Consider the following 15,058-nt stretch of genomic DNA (forward strand, 5'->3'; position numbering starts at 1 on the left):
GCCGGTCGTCAGGACGACGCGTGCCGCACGCACGTCGTCGCGGTCGGGCGGGCCGCCAGGCGCGCCGCGGCGAGCGGCTCCCCACCGACCGCGCACGTCCCGTACGTGCCGGCGTCGAGCCGGGCGAGCGCCGCGTCGACGTCCGCGAGGCGGCGCCGGGCGTCCGCGGCGAGCGCCTCGAGCTGGGCGCGCTCGAACGCGATGGTCGCGCCCTCGGGGTCGTGCTCGTCGTCGACGTTGGCACCGCGGGCGGCGTCCACGACGTCCGTGCGGGCGTCGCCCAGCCCGACGAGCCGCTCCGCCGCCTCGGCCCGCAGCGCGTGCAGGCGCGCACGCGTCTCCTCGATGCGGTCGGCCGTCCACGCGCCCGCGCCGTCGTCCCCGCCGTGCCCCGGTACGGCCCCGCGGTCGCTCGTCTCCACGCCCGTCAGTCCAGCACCTGCCACCGACGCCCGTGCGGCGTGGGCGGACGCGGCACGAAAGCGCGTGCGCGGCCCGGTAACCTGGACGTCGCGTCCGCCGTCCGTGGACGCACGCGTCTTTTCCGAGGAGTCCACGGTGCCTACCGGCAAGGTCAAGTGGTTCGACACCGAGCGTGGCTTCGGCTTCATCGCCGGCGACGACGGTGGCGAGGTGTTCCTGCACGCCTCCGCGCTGCCCGCGGGCGTCACCGCGCCCAAGCCGGGCACGCGCGTCGACTACGGCGTGGCCGACGGCCGCCGCGGTCCGCAGGCGCTGTCCGTCACCGTGCTCGACCCGGTGCCGTCGGTGGTGAAGGCCAAGCGCGCGCCCGCCGACGAGATGGCCGTCGTCGTCGAGGACCTCATCAAGGTGCTCGACAAGGTGGGCAACGACCTGCGCCGAGGCCGCTACCCCGAGGGTGCCCGCGCGGCCCAGTACGCCACGATGCTGCGCGCCGTCGCGGACAAGCTCGAGGCCTGACGTGCCTGCTGCCAAGGACGCCGTCCTCGAGCGCGCGGTCGACCTCGCGCGCGCCGTCGCGGTCGAGATCGCGGAGGAGCCCGAGCACGTCGGCGAGCACCTCGGCGTGGTGCACGAGGCGGAGCGGCTCGTCTCGCACCGGTTCGCGTGCACGGCCCGCGGCTACCGCGGCTGGGCGTGGACGGTCACGGTCGCGCGCGTGCCGCGCGGCCGCACCGCGACGGTGTGCGAGGCCGAGCTGCTGCCGGGCGAGGACGCGATCCTCCCGAAGCCGTGGGTGCCGTGGTCGGAGCGGCTGCGCCCGGGGGACATCGGCCCCGGGGACGTCCTGCCGTTCCGCCCGGACGACCCGCGCCTCGAACCGGGCTGGACGCCGACGGGCGACCCGGAGCTCGATGAGGTCGCGATCGACGAGCTCGCGCTCGCGCGCGTGCGGGTGCTGTCCCCGCAGGGCCGCGACGAGGCCGCGGAGCGCTGGTACCGCGGGTCGCACGGGCCGACGAGCGCTGGTGCCCTCGCGGCCAGCGCGGCGTGCGCGTCGTGCGGGTTCCTCGTGCCGCTGCAGGGGTCGCTGGGCACGGTGTTCGGCGTGTGTGCCAACGCGTGGTCGCCCGACGACGGCAAGGTCGTCAGCCTCGACCACGGGTGCGGTGCGCACTCGGAGACCGACGCCGAGCAGGGCCCCACGGAGTGGCCCGCGGCCGACCCGCTGATCGACGAGATGCGGCTGGAGGTCGTCGAGCGTGCGCCGCAGGCGCCGGCCCCGGTGGTCGTCGAGGCGACGGACCCGGAGGCGGCGGAGGCCCCGGAGTTGGCGGAGCCCGCCGTGCCGGCCGTGAGCGCGGACGGCGGCGACGCCGTCACCGGTGAGAACGAGCCCGCCCCGGCGGCCGACGTGCCGGTGACCGAGGACGCGCCGTCGGACGAGGACGCGGCGCTGCCGCTGACGGGCGAGGCGCCGGCGGAGGGCGACGGCGACGCCGGGCAGGACGCGTCGCCGGCGGACGGCGGCGACACCGCCCGGTGACCGCGGACGTCTTCGGCACCGCCGCGCTGCGCGGTGCGGTGCTGGAGGCGTGGCGGGCGTCCCCGGCGCGGCTGCGCGAGGACGCCAACACGGAGGAGGACCACGCCCGCGGCTACTACCGCGACCGCGTCGTGGTGGAGCTCGCGCAGAACGCCGCGGACGCGGCGGTGCGTGCGGGTGTCCCCGGACGGCTGCTGCTGCGGCTCGGCCGTGACGACGCGGGCGCGGGGAGCCTGGTCGCCGCGAACACGGGTGCGCCGCTCGACGCCGCGGGCGTCGCGTCGCTCGCGTCGATGCGGGCGTCGGCCAAGCGCGACGCCGCACCGACGACGGTCGGCCGGTTCGGCGTCGGCTTCGCCGCGGTCCGCGCCGTCGCCGACGAGGTGGTGGTGGCGTCGACGAGCGGTGCCGTGCGGTTCTCGCTGACCGCGACCCGTGCGGTCCTCGACGAGGCCGCGGCGGCCGAGGCGGCGCACGGGCGGCCCGAGCTCGGGGGCGAGGTCGGCCGGCGCGAGGGCTCCCTGCCCGCGCTGCGGCTGCCGTGGGACGCGCCGGACCGCCCGCCGGCGGGCTACGACACGGCGGTCCTGCTCACCCTGCGCGACGACGCCGCGGTGGACGCGGTCCGTGCGCAGCTCGCGGACGTCGGGGACGCGCTGCTGCTCGCGCTGCCGGGGCTCGTCGAGGTCGTCGTCGAGGACGACGACGCCCCGCCGCGGCGCGTCGCGGACGTCGCGTCCCGCTGGCACGTGGGCAGGGCGGAGGGCGAGCTGCCGCTGGCGCTGCTCGCCGACCGTCCGGTCGAGGAGCGGACGGCCCGCCGCTGGCGCGTGACGTGGGCGGTGCCCCGCGACGGCGCCGACGTCCGCCCGCCCGGCGTCGTGCACGCCCCGACGCCGACGGACGAGCCCCTGTCGCTGGCCGCGCTGCTCGTCGCGACCCTCCCGCTCGACCCGTCGCGCCGGCACGTCGCCTCGGGGCCGCTCACGGACGCCGTCCTCGACCACGCCGCCGAGGCCTGGGCCGCGCTGCTCGCCGACCTCGCCGCCGGCGGCCGCGACGTCCTCCCGCTGGTGCCCGCCGGCCTGCCGCACGGCGGCGTCGACGGGGCGCTGCGCGAGCGCGCGACCGCGGCCCTGGCCCGCACGCCCCTGCTGCGGGCGGCCGCGGGCGACGCGCTCGTCGCACCGGCCTGCGCGACCCTCGTCCGCGACCTCGCCGAGCCCGCCGCCGTCGAGGCGCTGGGCGCGGTGCTGACCGGGCTCGTGCACGTCCCGCCGGCGGGACGGGCGGCGGCGCGGGTGCTCGGCGTGGAGGAGCGGACCCTCGCCGAGGTCGTCGACGGCCTGCCGGCCGGCGGCGACCTCGACTGGGCGGCGCTGTACGACGCGCTCGAGCCCGCGGCCGCGGACGCCCGCGTGCGCGAGTCGCTGGCCGCCCTGCCCGTGCCGCTGGCCGACGGGCGCACGGTGCGCGGTGCGCGCGGGACCGTGGTGCTCGGCCCGGACCTCGCGGACGCGCTCGCGCCCGCCACGCTCGCCGTCCTGCGGGCCGGGGGGCTGCGCGTCGTCGACCCGGGTGCTGCCCGTCCGCTGCTCGTGCGCCTGGGCGCCGGTCAGCCGGACGCCGCGGCGCTGCTCGCGCACCCGGCCGTGCGGGCGGCCGTCCTCGCCCAGGCGGACGACGACGACCTCGAGCACGCCCGCGCGGTGACGGAGGCGGTGCTCGACCTCGTCGCGACGCTGCCCGCGGTGCGCGACGCGGACGGTCCCGTCGGTCCGGACGCCGTCGGCCACGCCGCGGCCGCGTGGCTCGGCCTGCTGACGCTCACGGCCGCGGACGGCGAGCCGTCGCCCGCGCACGGCCTCGTGCTGCCGGGCTCGGCGGCAGCCGGGCTCCTGGACGACCGCGTGCTGGTGCCCGTCGCGGTGGCCGAGGTCGACCGGTGGGGGTCAGCGGTGCTGACCGCGGTCGGCGTGCGCGCGGACCTCGTGGTGACGCGCGTGCCGGACGTCGTCACGGGCGTGCTCGGCGACGACGACCCGGACGAGCCCGCCGCGCTGGCCGCGGCGTCCCTCGACGGCTGGACCGAGTACGTCGACCACCTCGCCGACGCCGCCGGGGCCGGCCTCTACGTGGGGGACGTCGACGCGGTGGCCGACCTCGACGCGGTCGCCGAGGACGCCTGGCCCGAGGTCCTCGAGCACGTGGCGTCGCGCCCGCCCCTGCGCGCGGCCCTGCTCACGCCGGTGCGCGCCGAGGGGTCGTCCCTCCCGCTGCCGTCGTACGGCGCGTGGTGGCTGCGCACGCGGGTGGAGCCGGCGCTGCCGCCGGTGTTCGCGCTGCCGGGCTCGCACGCGCCCGCGGGGCTGCTGCCGCCCGTGCCGGCCGCCTACGCGCACCTCGACCGCGACGTGCTGCGGGCCCTCGGCGGCGTCGGCGCGCTCGCCGAGCTGGGCCCGGCCGACTGGGACGAGGTGCTCGACCGGCTCGGCGCCCCCGGCGCGCGCGTGCCGCCGGCGGTCGCGGGGGCGGTGTGGCGCGCATGGGCGTCGGCGGACGTGCCGGGCACGCTCGCACCCGACGTCGTGGTGGCGCTCGCCGGCCCGGCCGACGCGGTGGTCGCGGAGGCGTCCGCGGCGGTCGTGGCCGACTCCCCGGCGTGGTGGCAGCGCCGGGACCTGGGCGGCGTCGTGCCCGTGCCGCCCGGCGCCGTCGACCCCGCGCTCGTCGCCGAGCGGCTCGATCTGCCGCGCGCGTCCGAGCTCGCGGCCGGGACCGTCGACGGCACGGGCGAGAGCGAGCCGGTGCCCGCCGAGGCGGCCGAGCTCCTGCCCGGTGCGCCGGCGACGTGGGAGCGGCACGACGACCTGCGCGTCGACGGCGCGCCCGTGGAGTGGTGGGTCGAGGGGACGGGCACCGAGGCGCGCGTGCACGCCGTGCACCTGGCCGGGCTCGCGGCGGGCCTCGCCGCGGCCGCCGGGGCCTGGTACCTGCGGGCGTCGGTCGAGGCGCTGCTGACGGACCCGGGCCGGGCGGACGCGGCGCTCGACGTGCTGCTGGGCTGACCTCGCGGCCCCGGCGGACCTCCCGCCGTCGGCGGACCTCCCCGCCGAGCGGATCCCCGCACGCTCGTTAGGGTGCGAGACGGTGCGACGGCGCACCGTCGCAGGGGGGAGATCGACATGGCCGGACGTGGGCAGCGCGGTGCGGGAGGCGGCGCCGAGGCGGTGCTGGAGCAGGACCCGGACCTGCCCCCGGTGGCGCTCGACGCGGCGGCCGTCGAGGCCGAGCACCGCCGGTGGACGCCGCTGCGGATCGCGGTGTGGGCGGCGGTCGCGCTGCTCGGGGGCGTCGCGTGGGTCGTCATCGCCGTCGTGCGCGGCGAGACCGTGAACGCGATCTGGTTCGTGTTCGCCGCGGTGTGCACGTACCTCATCGCGTACCGCTTCTACTCGCGGTACATCGAGAAGCACGTGCTGCGCCCGGACGACCGGCGGGCCACGCCGGCCGAGTACGACGCGGACGGCAAGGACTTCGTCACGACCGACCGGCGGGTGCTGTTCGGCCACCACTTCGCGGCCATCGCCGGTGCGGGCCCGCTGGTGGGGCCGGTGCTCGCGGCCCAGATGGGCTACCTGCCCGGGACGATCTGGATCATCGTGGGCGTCGTCCTCGCGGGCGCGGTCCAGGACTACCTGGTGCTGTTCTTCTCCATGCGCCGCGGCGGCCGCTCGCTGGGGCAGATGGCGCGCGACGAGCTCGGCGTGGTCGGCGGCACGGCGGCGCTGCTCGCGACGCTCGTCATCATGGTGATCATCGTCGCGATCCTCGCGCTGGTCGTCGTCAACGCCCTGGCGGAAAGCCCGTGGGGCGTGTTCTCCGTCGCGATGACCATCCCGATCGCGCTGTTCATGGGCGTCTACCTGCGGTTCCTGCGGCCCGGGAAGGTCGCCGAGGTCTCGGTCATCGGCTTCGTGCTGCTGCTGGCGGCCATCGTCGGCGGCGGCGTCATCGCCGAGACGTCGTGGGGCGCCGAGATCTTCACGCTCGACCGGACCACGATCGCGTGGGGCATCGTCGTCTACGGCTTCGTCGCCGCCGTCCTGCCGGTCTGGCTGCTCCTCGCCCCGCGCGACTACCTCTCGACGTTCATGAAGATCGGCACGATCGTCATGCTGGCCGTCGCGATCGTCGTCGTCCGCCCCGTGCTCGAGGTGCCGGCGATCAGCGAGTTCGCGGGCACCGGGACGGGGCCCGTCGTCGCCGGGTCGCTGTTCCCGTTCCTGTTCGTCACGATCGCGTGCGGTGCGCTGTCCGGGTTCCACGCGCTCATCGCGTCCGGCACGACGCCGAAGCTCGTCGAGAAGGAGCGGCAGACCCGCCTCATCGGCTACGGCGGCATGCTCATGGAGTCGTTCGTCGCGATCATGGCGCTCGTCGCCGCGCTGTCGATCGACCGCGGCATCTACTTCGCGATGAACTCCTCGGCGGCCGCGACGGGCGGCACGGTCGAGGGTGCGGTCGCGTTCGTCAACGGGCTCGGGCTCACGGGCGTGGACCTCACGCCGGAGATGCTCACGCAGACCGCGGAGGACGTCGGCGAGGAGACGATCGTGTCCCGCACGGGAGGCGCCCCGACGCTGTCCGTGGGGCTCGCGCACATCATGCAGCAGGTGGTCGGCGGCTCCGGGATGATGGCGTTCTGGTACCACTTCGCGATCATGTTCGAGGCGCTGTTCATCCTCACCGCCGTCGACGCCGGCACCCGTGTCGCGCGGTTCATGCTGCAGGACAGCATCGGCAACGTGGTCCCGCGCTTCCGCGACACCTCGTGGCGCCTGGGGGCGTGGATCGCGACCGGGGTGATGGTCGGCGCGTGGGGCGCCGTCCTGCTCATGGGCGTCACCGACCCCCTCGGCGGCATCAACACGCTGTTCCCGCTGTTCGGCATCGCGAACCAGCTGCTCGCCGCGATCGCGCTCGCGGTCTGCATGGCGATCGTCGCCAAGCAGGGCGCGGCCCGGTACCTGTGGGTGGTGCTGCTGCCGCTCGGGTTCGCCGCGGCGGTGACGATCACGGCGTCGTTCCAGAAGATCTTCTCGCCCGTCCCCGCCGTCGGGTACTTCGCGCAGCACCGTGCGTTCCGCGACGCGCTGGACGCGGGGGAGACGAGCTTCGGCACGGCGACGAGCGTGGAGGCGATGCAGGCGGTCGTGCGCAACACGATGATCCAGGGTGTGCTGTCGGTCGTGTTCGTGACCCTCGCGATCGTCGTGATCCTCACCGCCGCCTGGGCCACGTACCGCTCGCTGCGGTCCGGCGGGGCGCCCAGCGCGGAGCTACCGCCGACGCCGTCCCGGATCTTCGCTCCCGCCGGGTTCCTGCCGACGCCGCCCGAGAAGGAGCTCGAGGCCGCGTGGCGCGCCTACGAGGCCGAGCACCCGCGCCCGCGTCCGCACGTCCGGAGCCACGGATGAGCGGGGCGACGCGGCGGCGCGGGCTCGGCTGGTTCCTGCGGGCCCTGCTGCGCGAGGACGCCTACGAGCGGTACCTCGAGCACGAGGCGGCGCACGGGCGCCGGCCCGGCGACCCGGGCGTGCTGTCCGAGCGCGCGTTCTGGCGCGACCGCACGGACCGTCAGGACCGTGAGCCCCAGGGGCGGTGCTGCTGACGCGGGTGACCGGACGCCCGAACTGCCCCGGTTGACCCCGAAAGGTCACGGTCGGGTAACGTCCTCGCCGTGCCCGAGTCGCCGAAGGTCCGTCGACGCGATGTCCGCCGCTGGCAGCAGCGGCGTCGTCGGCAGGGCCGGTGGGCCCGCCGGCTCGCACCCTTCGGCGTCGTGGCCGTGACGGCCGGGCTGGTCGTCGCCGTCGCGCCGGGGGCGCAGGCCCCCGCCGACGTCGTGACGGCCGCCGTCGACGTCGTCGACCGCGACCGCGGGACCGCGTCCCGCAGCGCGGTGCGCGAGGAGGCGACGCCCACTGCAGCGCCGACCGCGTCCGCGACGGCCGTGCCGACCCCGACCGCGCCCGCGCCGGTGCCCGCGGAGCCGACGGTCACCCCCGAGCCGGCCGCCGCGCCCCCGGCGGCGCCGTCCGCCGCTCCCTCCGCCGCGCCCGCGCCCGCCCCTGCCCCTGCGGCCCAGACGCCACCGCAGCAGGACCTCGCCGCGGCGCCGCAGGCTGCGGCCGCACCGGCACCGGCCGACGCCCTCGCCGCGCGGATCGTCGAGCTCACCAACGCCGAGCGCCGCGCCGCCGGGCTGGGTGACCTCGCCGTGTCGGCGTGCGCCGCCGAGCAGGCGCTGGCCCGCACGGCCGTGCTCGTCGCCGAGGGGCGGTTCGAGCACGACCCGCTGCAGCCGATCCTCGCGGCCTGCCGCGCGGGGACCGTCGGGGAGAACCTGTCGGTCGGCTACCCGACGGCCGAGGCCGCCGTGACCGGGTGGATGAACTCGTCCGGCCACCGGGCCAACATCCTGCGCACGTCCTACCGGCAGATCGGCGTGGGCTGCACGTCCGGCCCGCGCGGGTGGCTGTGCGCGCAGGTGTTCCTGGGCTGACGTGCCGTGCGGGCCGCCGCCGGTGTCAGGCGCGGTCGGTGTCAGGCCCGAGCGTCGCGCCGGACCCGTCGGCGGCGAGCCGCCCGTGACGCCGCGCCCACTCGACGCCGGCGACGCCGACGAGCGCCCCCGCGGCGCAGACCCAGACGGCGTCCGTCGTCGCGACGCCCACCCGCCACAGGCCCGTCGTGACGAGCAGGGCGATCACCCAGGCGGCGGTGCCGGTGGCCATGACCCGACCGAGGTCGACGTCCAGCGGCGGGGGCGGCGTGCGCTGGGGGTGCAGGAGGACGTCGAGGAGGGAGCGCACGGGCCGATGCTAGTGCGCGCCGGTCAGCGCGAGGCGGCGGTCAGGGCGTCGGCGAGTGCGTCCACGGCCGGTGCGAGGGCGCCGAACGACTTCCGGTAGACGGCGTCCGACTGCCCGATCGGGTCGACCACGTCGTCGTCCCCGGGGCCCGCGAGGTGCCGGACGCCCGCCGCGAGCGCGGGCAGCGCGCGCACCCGCTCACCGGGCGTGGCACCAGCGGCGGCGAGCGCGGCGGGGTCGACGTGCCGCAGCAACCGCTGCAGCTCGAGGAGGGTGAAGGTGCGCCGCACCACGGCCGGTGCCTGCTCCACCACGGCCGATCGGTGCGCCCGCGTGAGCGTCAGCACCAGGTCGACGTCCCGCAGCACCGCCGGCGTCAGCTGCCGCGCCGCGAACCCCTCGGCGTCCGCGCCGGCACCCGTGATCAGCGGCACCATCGGCGAGCTCACGGGAGCCCCGACGACGGCTCGCGTACCGGCGGACTCGACCACGACGTCGGTTTCCGCCAGCCGCCGGCGCAGCAGCCGCTCGACCGCGGGGGAGCGGCAGATGTTGCCGGTGCACACCGTCAGGACGCGGGCGGGGTCGGGGGGAGTGGTCACGAGGGTCATCCTGCCGCCGGACACGTCCGGCTTGCCTGTCGCGCGCCGGTGCGGGGCCGCACCCCGGATGCGCCCGCACGTGTGGACATCCGGCGAGGGTCCGCTGCAAGTCGGACATGTCCCGCGGCGACCGGCCCGGGGCGGCCTATCCTCGGCAACCGTGCCCGCCCACGCCTCCGCCTCTCAGCGTTCCCGCTCGCGCCGCGCGCTCGTGATCGTCCTCGTCCTCGTCCTCGCACTCGCCGGTGCCGCCGTTGCCGCGACCTGGGGCGTCCAGCGGTGGCTCGCCGGGCAGGTGGAGCACATCGGCGACCCGTTCGCCTCGATCACCGAGCGTCCGCAGCCGGCCGCGTCCGCCGCCCCCGGTGCGCAGGACGACACGCTCGGCGGGGCGATGAACATCCTCGTGCTCGGCTCGGACTCGCGGATCTCCGCGGGCGACCCGAACCAGTGGGAGCAGGGCGCGCAGCGCACCGACACGATCATGCTCGTCCACCTGCCGGCGGCCCGGGACGCGGCGTACGTCATGTCGTTCCCCCGCGACTCGTGGGTCGACGTCCCGGGGTACGGGGAGCAGAAGATCAACGCCGCGTTCTCCTACGGCGGGCCGGCGCTGCTCATCCAGACCATCGAGCAGCTGACGCAGGTGCGCGTCGACCACTTCGTCGTCACGGACTTCGAGTCGTTCGTGCGGATCACCGACGCCCTCGGCGGGGTGCGCATGACCCTCACGCAGGACCTGGCGGTAGGGGGCACCGTGGTGCCGGCCGGCAAGCAGCAGCTGCTGACCGGCGAGCAGGCCCTGCGGTTCGTCCGCGAGCGCAAGACGCTGGCGCGCGGCGACTTCGACCGCGTGCAGCGGCAGCAGGCGTGGATGCGCGCCATCGTGGCGAAGATGCGCAACGACGGCACGCTGCACAACCCGGTGACGTCGGCCCGCTTCCTCGACGTGGTGAGCCGTTCGGTGGCGACGGACGACGGGCTGGACCAGGCCGTGATGCGGGACCTGCAGGACCGCGCGAAGGACCTGGGGTCCACGGACCTGACGTTCTTCACGGTGCCGTTCGAGGGCACGGGACGCAGCCCGGACGGCGCGCAGAGCATCGTGGTGCTGGACCGCGCGGCGCTCGACCCGCTGATGGCGGCGGTCGCGTCCGACACCCTCGGCCCCTACCTGGAGGCGAACCAGGGCTCGCTCGACGTGCTGCCGCCGGTGGTCGAGTGAGGCTGCGCCGCGTGGCTGCCGCGCTCGTCGCCGTCGCCGCGCTGGTCGGGTGCACGACAGGGCCGGCCCCGGCGCCGACGCCGGGCGTGACCACCGTCGCGTCGTCGGTCGCCGCGGAGAGGACGGCCGCGCCGACCCCGACCCCGAGCCCCACGGCGCAGGACCCGTTCCCCGCGGGACCGGTCAACGTGCTGCTCGTCGGCACGGACTCGCGCGACCCGGCCGACCTGACGGGCAACGCCGACGCGATCCTGCTCGTCCACGTGCCCGCCGACCGTGCCTCGGCGTACCTCGTCTCGTTCACGCGGGACATGTGGGTGCCGATCCCCGAGCTCGGCGAGGGCAAGATCAACGCGGCGTTCGCGCGCGGCGGGACGCAGACGCTCGTCGACACGGTGTCGGGCCTGCTCGGCGGGGCGCCGGTCGACTACGTCGTGCAGTCGAACTTCGCGGGGTTCATCGCGCTGACGCGCGCGCTGGGCGGGTTCGAGGTCGACAACAAGCACCACTCGACCGTGACGGTGCAGAGCACGGGCCGCGTCGTCGACTTCCCCGCGGGGCGGATCACGCTCAGCGGCACGGACGGGCTCATCTACGTGCGCGAGCGCAAGCGGCTGCCGTTGGGCGACCTCGACCGCACGGAGCGCCAGCGCGCGGCGCTCGTCGGGATGATGGACAAGGTGGCGGAGATCTCCGAGGACCCCGTGGCGCTGGCCCAGCTGCTGCCGCACGTCGTGGGCAACGTGAAGATCACGGGTGACCTCGACGCCGCGGACGTCGCCGCGCTCGTGCCGTTGGTGCGCACGCTCGAGCGGGAGGACGTGGTCGGGCTCATGGCGCCGATCACGGGGTTCGGCAGCCGTGGCGGGGCGTCGGTCAACGTGGTCGACGAGGCGCGGATGGCCGAGCTCGGGGCGGCGGTGCGGGCGGACGACCTGGCGGGGTACGTCGCGCGGCACGGCACCGACTACGCACCGTGAGGGATTCCACCCGCACGATTTCGGACAGTTGTCCGGATTTGCCTGTCCATCAGGTCCTCCGGCCCTCATCGCAGCCGATCACGGCCGTTACAGTCCTGGCAGACCTTGCTGATGCGATTCGGCGTCTGCTGCTCCCGGCCCGGGGGTGCGACGCCGGCGAGGGGACAGGACGGCGTGGACGTCGACGCGTGGCGCAGGGCCTTCTGGCACCTGCGACACGGTGGACCCCGCGGACTGCGCCGCCATCTGAGACGCACCCGCGCGCACGGCGGTGCGGCCGCCGGCGTCCGGGCCGCCGCGACGCGTGACGGCCGCCTGACGTTCCCGGCGTGGCCCGTCCCGGAGGCGCCGCTGCGCCGCGCGGGCCTGCGCGTGGCCGTCGTCCTCGACGACTTCTCCCGGCTCGCCCTCGCCTACGAGTGGCAGCAGGTCGAGGTGACCCCGGCGGACTGGCGCCGCCGGCTCGAGGCCGAGCCGGTGGACCTGCTGTTCGTCGAGTCGGCGTGGGCCGGCAACGGCGGGGCGTGGCGGTACCACCTGACGGGCACGAACGGGCCCCGCCGCGAGCTCGTGGACCTCGTCACGTGGTGCCACGAGCACGGCGTCCCGACGGTGTTCTGGAACAAGGAGGACCCCGTCCACCACGCCGACTTCCTCGACACGGCGCGCCTGTTCGACCACGTCTGGACGAGCGACGTCGACATGGTCGACCGGTACCGCGAGGCGCTCGGGCACGACCGCGTCGGTGTCCTGCCGTTCGCGGCGCAGCCCGCGCTGCACAGCCCCGTGCGCCGCGGCCCGGGCACCGCCGAGCGGGACGTCGCGTTCGCCGGCATGTGGTTCTCGCACCGCCACCCGGAGCGCCGCGCGCAGCTCGAGATGCTGCTCGGCGCGGCGCTGCGCGCGTCCGACCGGATGTCGGCGGGCCTGGAGATCTTCTCCCGTCAGCTCGGCGGGGACGAGCGCTACCAGTTCCCGGCGCCGTTCGACGCGCGCGTCGTCGGGTCGCTCGACTACCCCGCGATGCTCAGCGCCTACCGGGCGTACAAGGTGTTCCTCAACGTCAACACCGTCGTCACGTCGCCCAGCATGTGCGCGCGCCGCATCTTCGAGATCACCGCCTCCGGCACGCCCGTGGTGAGCACCCCGAGCCCCGCGATCGACGCGCTGTTCCCCCGCGACGAGGTGGTGCAGGTCGCCGAGCCCGCGGAGGCGGAGGTGACCCTGCGCGCGCTGGTGCGCAACGGCGAGCTGCGCGACCGCATGGTGCACCGCGCGCAGCGGCGCATCTGGGCGGGGCACACGTACGCGCACCGCGTGGACGAGGTGCTGCGCGGCGCCGGGCTGCGGTCATACGCGGTCACGGGGCAGCGGCCGGCCGTCACCGCGCTCGTGTCGTCGAACCGGCCGGGGCAGCTCGACCACGTCCTGGCGACGCTCGGGGCGCAGGAGGGCGTCGACGTGCAGCTCGCGTTCCTGGCGCACGGCTGGGACGCGGACGCCGACGCCCTGCGGGGCGCCGCCGCCGACCTCGGGCTCCGCGACGTCGTCGTGCTCCACGCCGACGCCGACGTCCCGCTGGGGGAGTGCCTCAACCGGCTCGTCACGGCTGCCGATGCCCCCGTGGTGGCCAAGATCGACGACGACGACGTCTACGGCCCGCGCTACCTGGCCGACCAGGTGCACGCCCTCGGGTACAGCGGCGCCGGCGTCGTCGGCAAGCAGGCCCACTACGTGCAGCTGCGCGGCGCCGGTGTGCTGGCGCTGCGGTTCGGCGAGCGCGAGCACCGCTTCACCGACTTCGTCATGGGACCGACGATCGTCGCCCGCCGCGAGGTCGCCCTGGCCGTGCCCTTCCCGGCCGTCGGCCGGGGCGAGGACACGGGCTTCCTGGCCGGCGTGGTCGACGCCGGCACGTCCGTCTACGCGGCGGACCGGTTCAACTTCGTCCAGGTGCGCAGCGGCGACGCTGCCGCGCACACCTGGGCGGTCAGCGACGCCGAGATCCTGGCCGGCGCCGACGTTCAGGTGGTCGGGCACGGGCTCGACCACGCGATGGTGTGAGGACGAGACGCATGACTCCGACGATGAGCGGCCCGAGCCCGGTGGTCGCCGTGATCGGGCTGGGCTACATCGGCCTGCCGACGGCGGCGATCCTGGCGACCCACGGGGCCGAGGTGATCGGCGTGGACGTCAACCCGGGCACGGTCGACGCGGTGAACCGCGGGGAGGTGCCGTTCGTCGAGCCCGACCTCGAGATCTCGGTCGCCGGCGCGGTCTCGCAGGGGCGTCTGCGCGCCGAGACGAAGACGCCGCCGGCGGACGTCTACGTCGTCGCCGTGCCGACGCCGTTCGCCGACGACTACGCCGCGGACCTCTCGTACATCGAGGCGGCCGCGGACGGAATCGCCCCGCAGCTGCGCGGCGGCGAGCTCGTCATCCTCGAGTCGACGTCCCCGCCCGGGGCGACGAAGCACATGGCCGACCGGATACTCGCCGACCGGCCCGACCTGTCGCTCGACGGCTCGGGCGGGCGGCCGGTGGTGCACTTCGCGCACTGCCCCGAGCGGGTGCTGCCGGGGCGGGTCATGGTGGAGCTCGTGACCAACGACCGGATCGTCGGCGGGCTGACCCGGGTGGCGGCCGAGAAGGCGCGGGACCTCTACGCGACCTTCTGCCAGGGCAAGATCATCCTTTCCGACGCCGTCACCGCCGAGCTGGCGAAGCTCGTCGAGAACTCCTACCGCGACGTCAACATCGCCTTCGCGAACGAGCTCTCGGTCATCTGCGAGAAGCTCGGCGTGGACGTGTGGGAGCTCATCGACCTCGCCAACCACCACCCCCGCGTGAACATCCTGCAGCCGGGTCCCGGGGTGGGCGGCCACTGCATCGCGGTGGACCCGTGGTTCATCGTGTCGTCGGCGCCGGAGGAGGCGCGGCTGATCCGGACCGCGCGCGAGGTGAACGACGCGAAGCCGGAGGTCGTCATCGAGCGCGTCGTCCAGAAGGCCGGGCGCTTCCGCTCGCCGCGCATCGCGGCGCTGGGTCTGGCGTTCAAGCCCGACATCGACGACCTGCGGGAGTCGCCGGCACGGCGGATCGTGGCCGAGCTCGCGGATCGGCTGCCCGAGGCGCAGATCGACGTGGTCGAGCCGCACATCGAGGAGCTGCCGCGTGAGCTCGCGGCCCGTGACCGGATCGGGCTGGCGAAGCTGGAGGAGGCGGTGGACGTCGCCGACATCGTCCTGCTGCTCGTGGACCACACCCAGTTCAAGGACGCGGACCAGCAGACGCTCGGCCTGGCCGAGAAGGTGGTGATCGACACGCGTGGCGTCTGGCGTGGCTAGCCGGGCCCCGCGGCCGGCAGGAGACTGGACGCTGCCGTCGCCGCGTCCCCTTTCCTG

Annotated in this window: 13 protein-coding genes; 10 read left to right on the forward strand and 3 right to left on the reverse strand. The window is 75.9% G+C overall.

The genetic code is table 11. The features are described from left to right. Nucleotides 1–8: 8 nt before the first annotated feature. Nucleotides 9–347, reverse strand: coding sequence for a TraR/DksA family transcriptional regulator (locus tag FB586_RS06685; RefSeq protein ID WP_136518934.1), 339 nt, complete (start codon nt 345–347; stop codon nt 9–11). 211 nt (nt 348–558) lie between these two features. Here FB586_RS06685 and FB586_RS06690 point away from each other — a divergent pair, with 211 nt between their 5' ends. The 6 genes from FB586_RS06690 (at nt 559) to FB586_RS06715 (ending at nt 8,537) form a co-directional block, all read left to right on the forward strand. Continuing rightward, nucleotides 559–942, forward strand: a complete 384-nt coding sequence (locus tag FB586_RS06690; RefSeq protein ID WP_136518549.1) for a cold-shock protein — start codon at nt 559–561, stop codon at nt 940–942. A 1-nt stretch (nt 943) separates the two neighbouring features. Further along, complete coding sequence (locus tag FB586_RS06695; RefSeq protein WP_136518550.1) at nt 944–1,969, forward strand: DUF3027 domain-containing protein; 1,026 nt, start codon at nt 944–946, stop codon at nt 1,967–1,969. Further along, a complete protein-coding gene (locus FB586_RS06700; RefSeq protein ID WP_136518551.1) occupies nt 1,966–5,037 on the forward strand; it encodes a sacsin N-terminal ATP-binding-like domain-containing protein in 3,072 nt (1,023 codons plus the stop codon). The genes FB586_RS06695 and FB586_RS06700 overlap by 4 nt, the downstream gene beginning before the upstream one ends. Nucleotides 5,038–5,154: 117 nt before the next feature. Further along, a complete protein-coding gene (locus tag FB586_RS06705; protein WP_136518552.1) occupies nt 5,155–7,449 on the forward strand; it encodes a carbon starvation CstA family protein in 2,295 nt (764 codons plus the stop codon). Beyond that, nucleotides 7,446–7,643 carry a CstA-like transporter-associated (seleno)protein gene (locus FB586_RS06710; protein ID WP_136518553.1) on the forward strand — a complete coding sequence of 66 codons (198 nt, stop codon included), beginning with the start codon at nt 7,446–7,448 and terminating at the stop codon, nt 7,641–7,643. The genes FB586_RS06705 and FB586_RS06710 overlap by 4 nt, the downstream gene beginning before the upstream one ends. A gap of 69 nt (nt 7,644–7,712) precedes the next feature. Continuing rightward, complete coding sequence (locus FB586_RS06715) at nt 7,713–8,537, forward strand: CAP domain-containing protein (RefSeq protein WP_136518554.1); 825 nt, start codon at nt 7,713–7,715, stop codon at nt 8,535–8,537. 25 nt (nt 8,538–8,562) lie between these two features. On the opposite strand, the gene FB586_RS06720 is transcribed toward FB586_RS06715, so the two are convergent. After that, nucleotides 8,563–8,847 (reverse strand): DUF2530 domain-containing protein, encoded by a 285-nt coding sequence (locus FB586_RS06720; RefSeq protein ID WP_136518555.1) that lies wholly within the window; start codon nt 8,845–8,847, stop codon nt 8,563–8,565. Between the two features lie 23 nt (nt 8,848–8,870). Further along, nucleotides 8,871–9,449: an arsenate reductase/protein-tyrosine-phosphatase family protein gene (locus tag FB586_RS06725; RefSeq protein ID WP_370741050.1), complete on the reverse strand. Its 579-nt coding sequence runs from the start codon at nt 9,447–9,449 to the stop codon at nt 8,871–8,873. A 160-nt stretch (nt 9,450–9,609) separates the two neighbouring features. Here FB586_RS06725 and FB586_RS06730 point away from each other — a divergent pair, with 160 nt between their 5' ends. From FB586_RS06730 to wecC, 4 genes are all read left to right on the forward strand, one after another. Beyond that, entirely contained in the window at nt 9,610–10,674 is a 1,065-nt protein-coding gene (locus tag FB586_RS06730; RefSeq protein WP_246036594.1) for an LCP family protein, read from the forward strand. Between the two features lie 11 nt (nt 10,675–10,685). Beyond that, the gene (locus tag FB586_RS06735) at nt 10,686–11,654 is read left to right on the forward strand and encodes an LCP family protein (RefSeq protein WP_168800482.1); all 969 of its coding nucleotides are present in this window, start codon (nt 10,686–10,688) and stop codon (nt 11,652–11,654) included. Between the two features lie 174 nt (nt 11,655–11,828). Beyond that, the gene (locus FB586_RS06740; RefSeq protein ID WP_246036596.1) at nt 11,829–13,718 is read left to right on the forward strand and encodes a glycosyltransferase family protein; all 1,890 of its coding nucleotides are present in this window, start codon (nt 11,829–11,831) and stop codon (nt 13,716–13,718) included. 11 nt (nt 13,719–13,729) lie between these two features. Further along, nucleotides 13,730–15,001, forward strand: coding sequence for a UDP-N-acetyl-D-mannosamine dehydrogenase (gene wecC / locus FB586_RS06745; protein ID WP_136518560.1), 1,272 nt, complete (start codon nt 13,730–13,732; stop codon nt 14,999–15,001). Nucleotides 15,002–15,058: the final 57 nt, after the last annotated feature.

Source organism: Cellulomonas telluris, from assembly GCF_004886325.1.
Lineage (GTDB): Bacteria > Actinomycetota > Actinomycetes > Actinomycetales > Cellulomonadaceae > Cellulomonas > Cellulomonas telluris.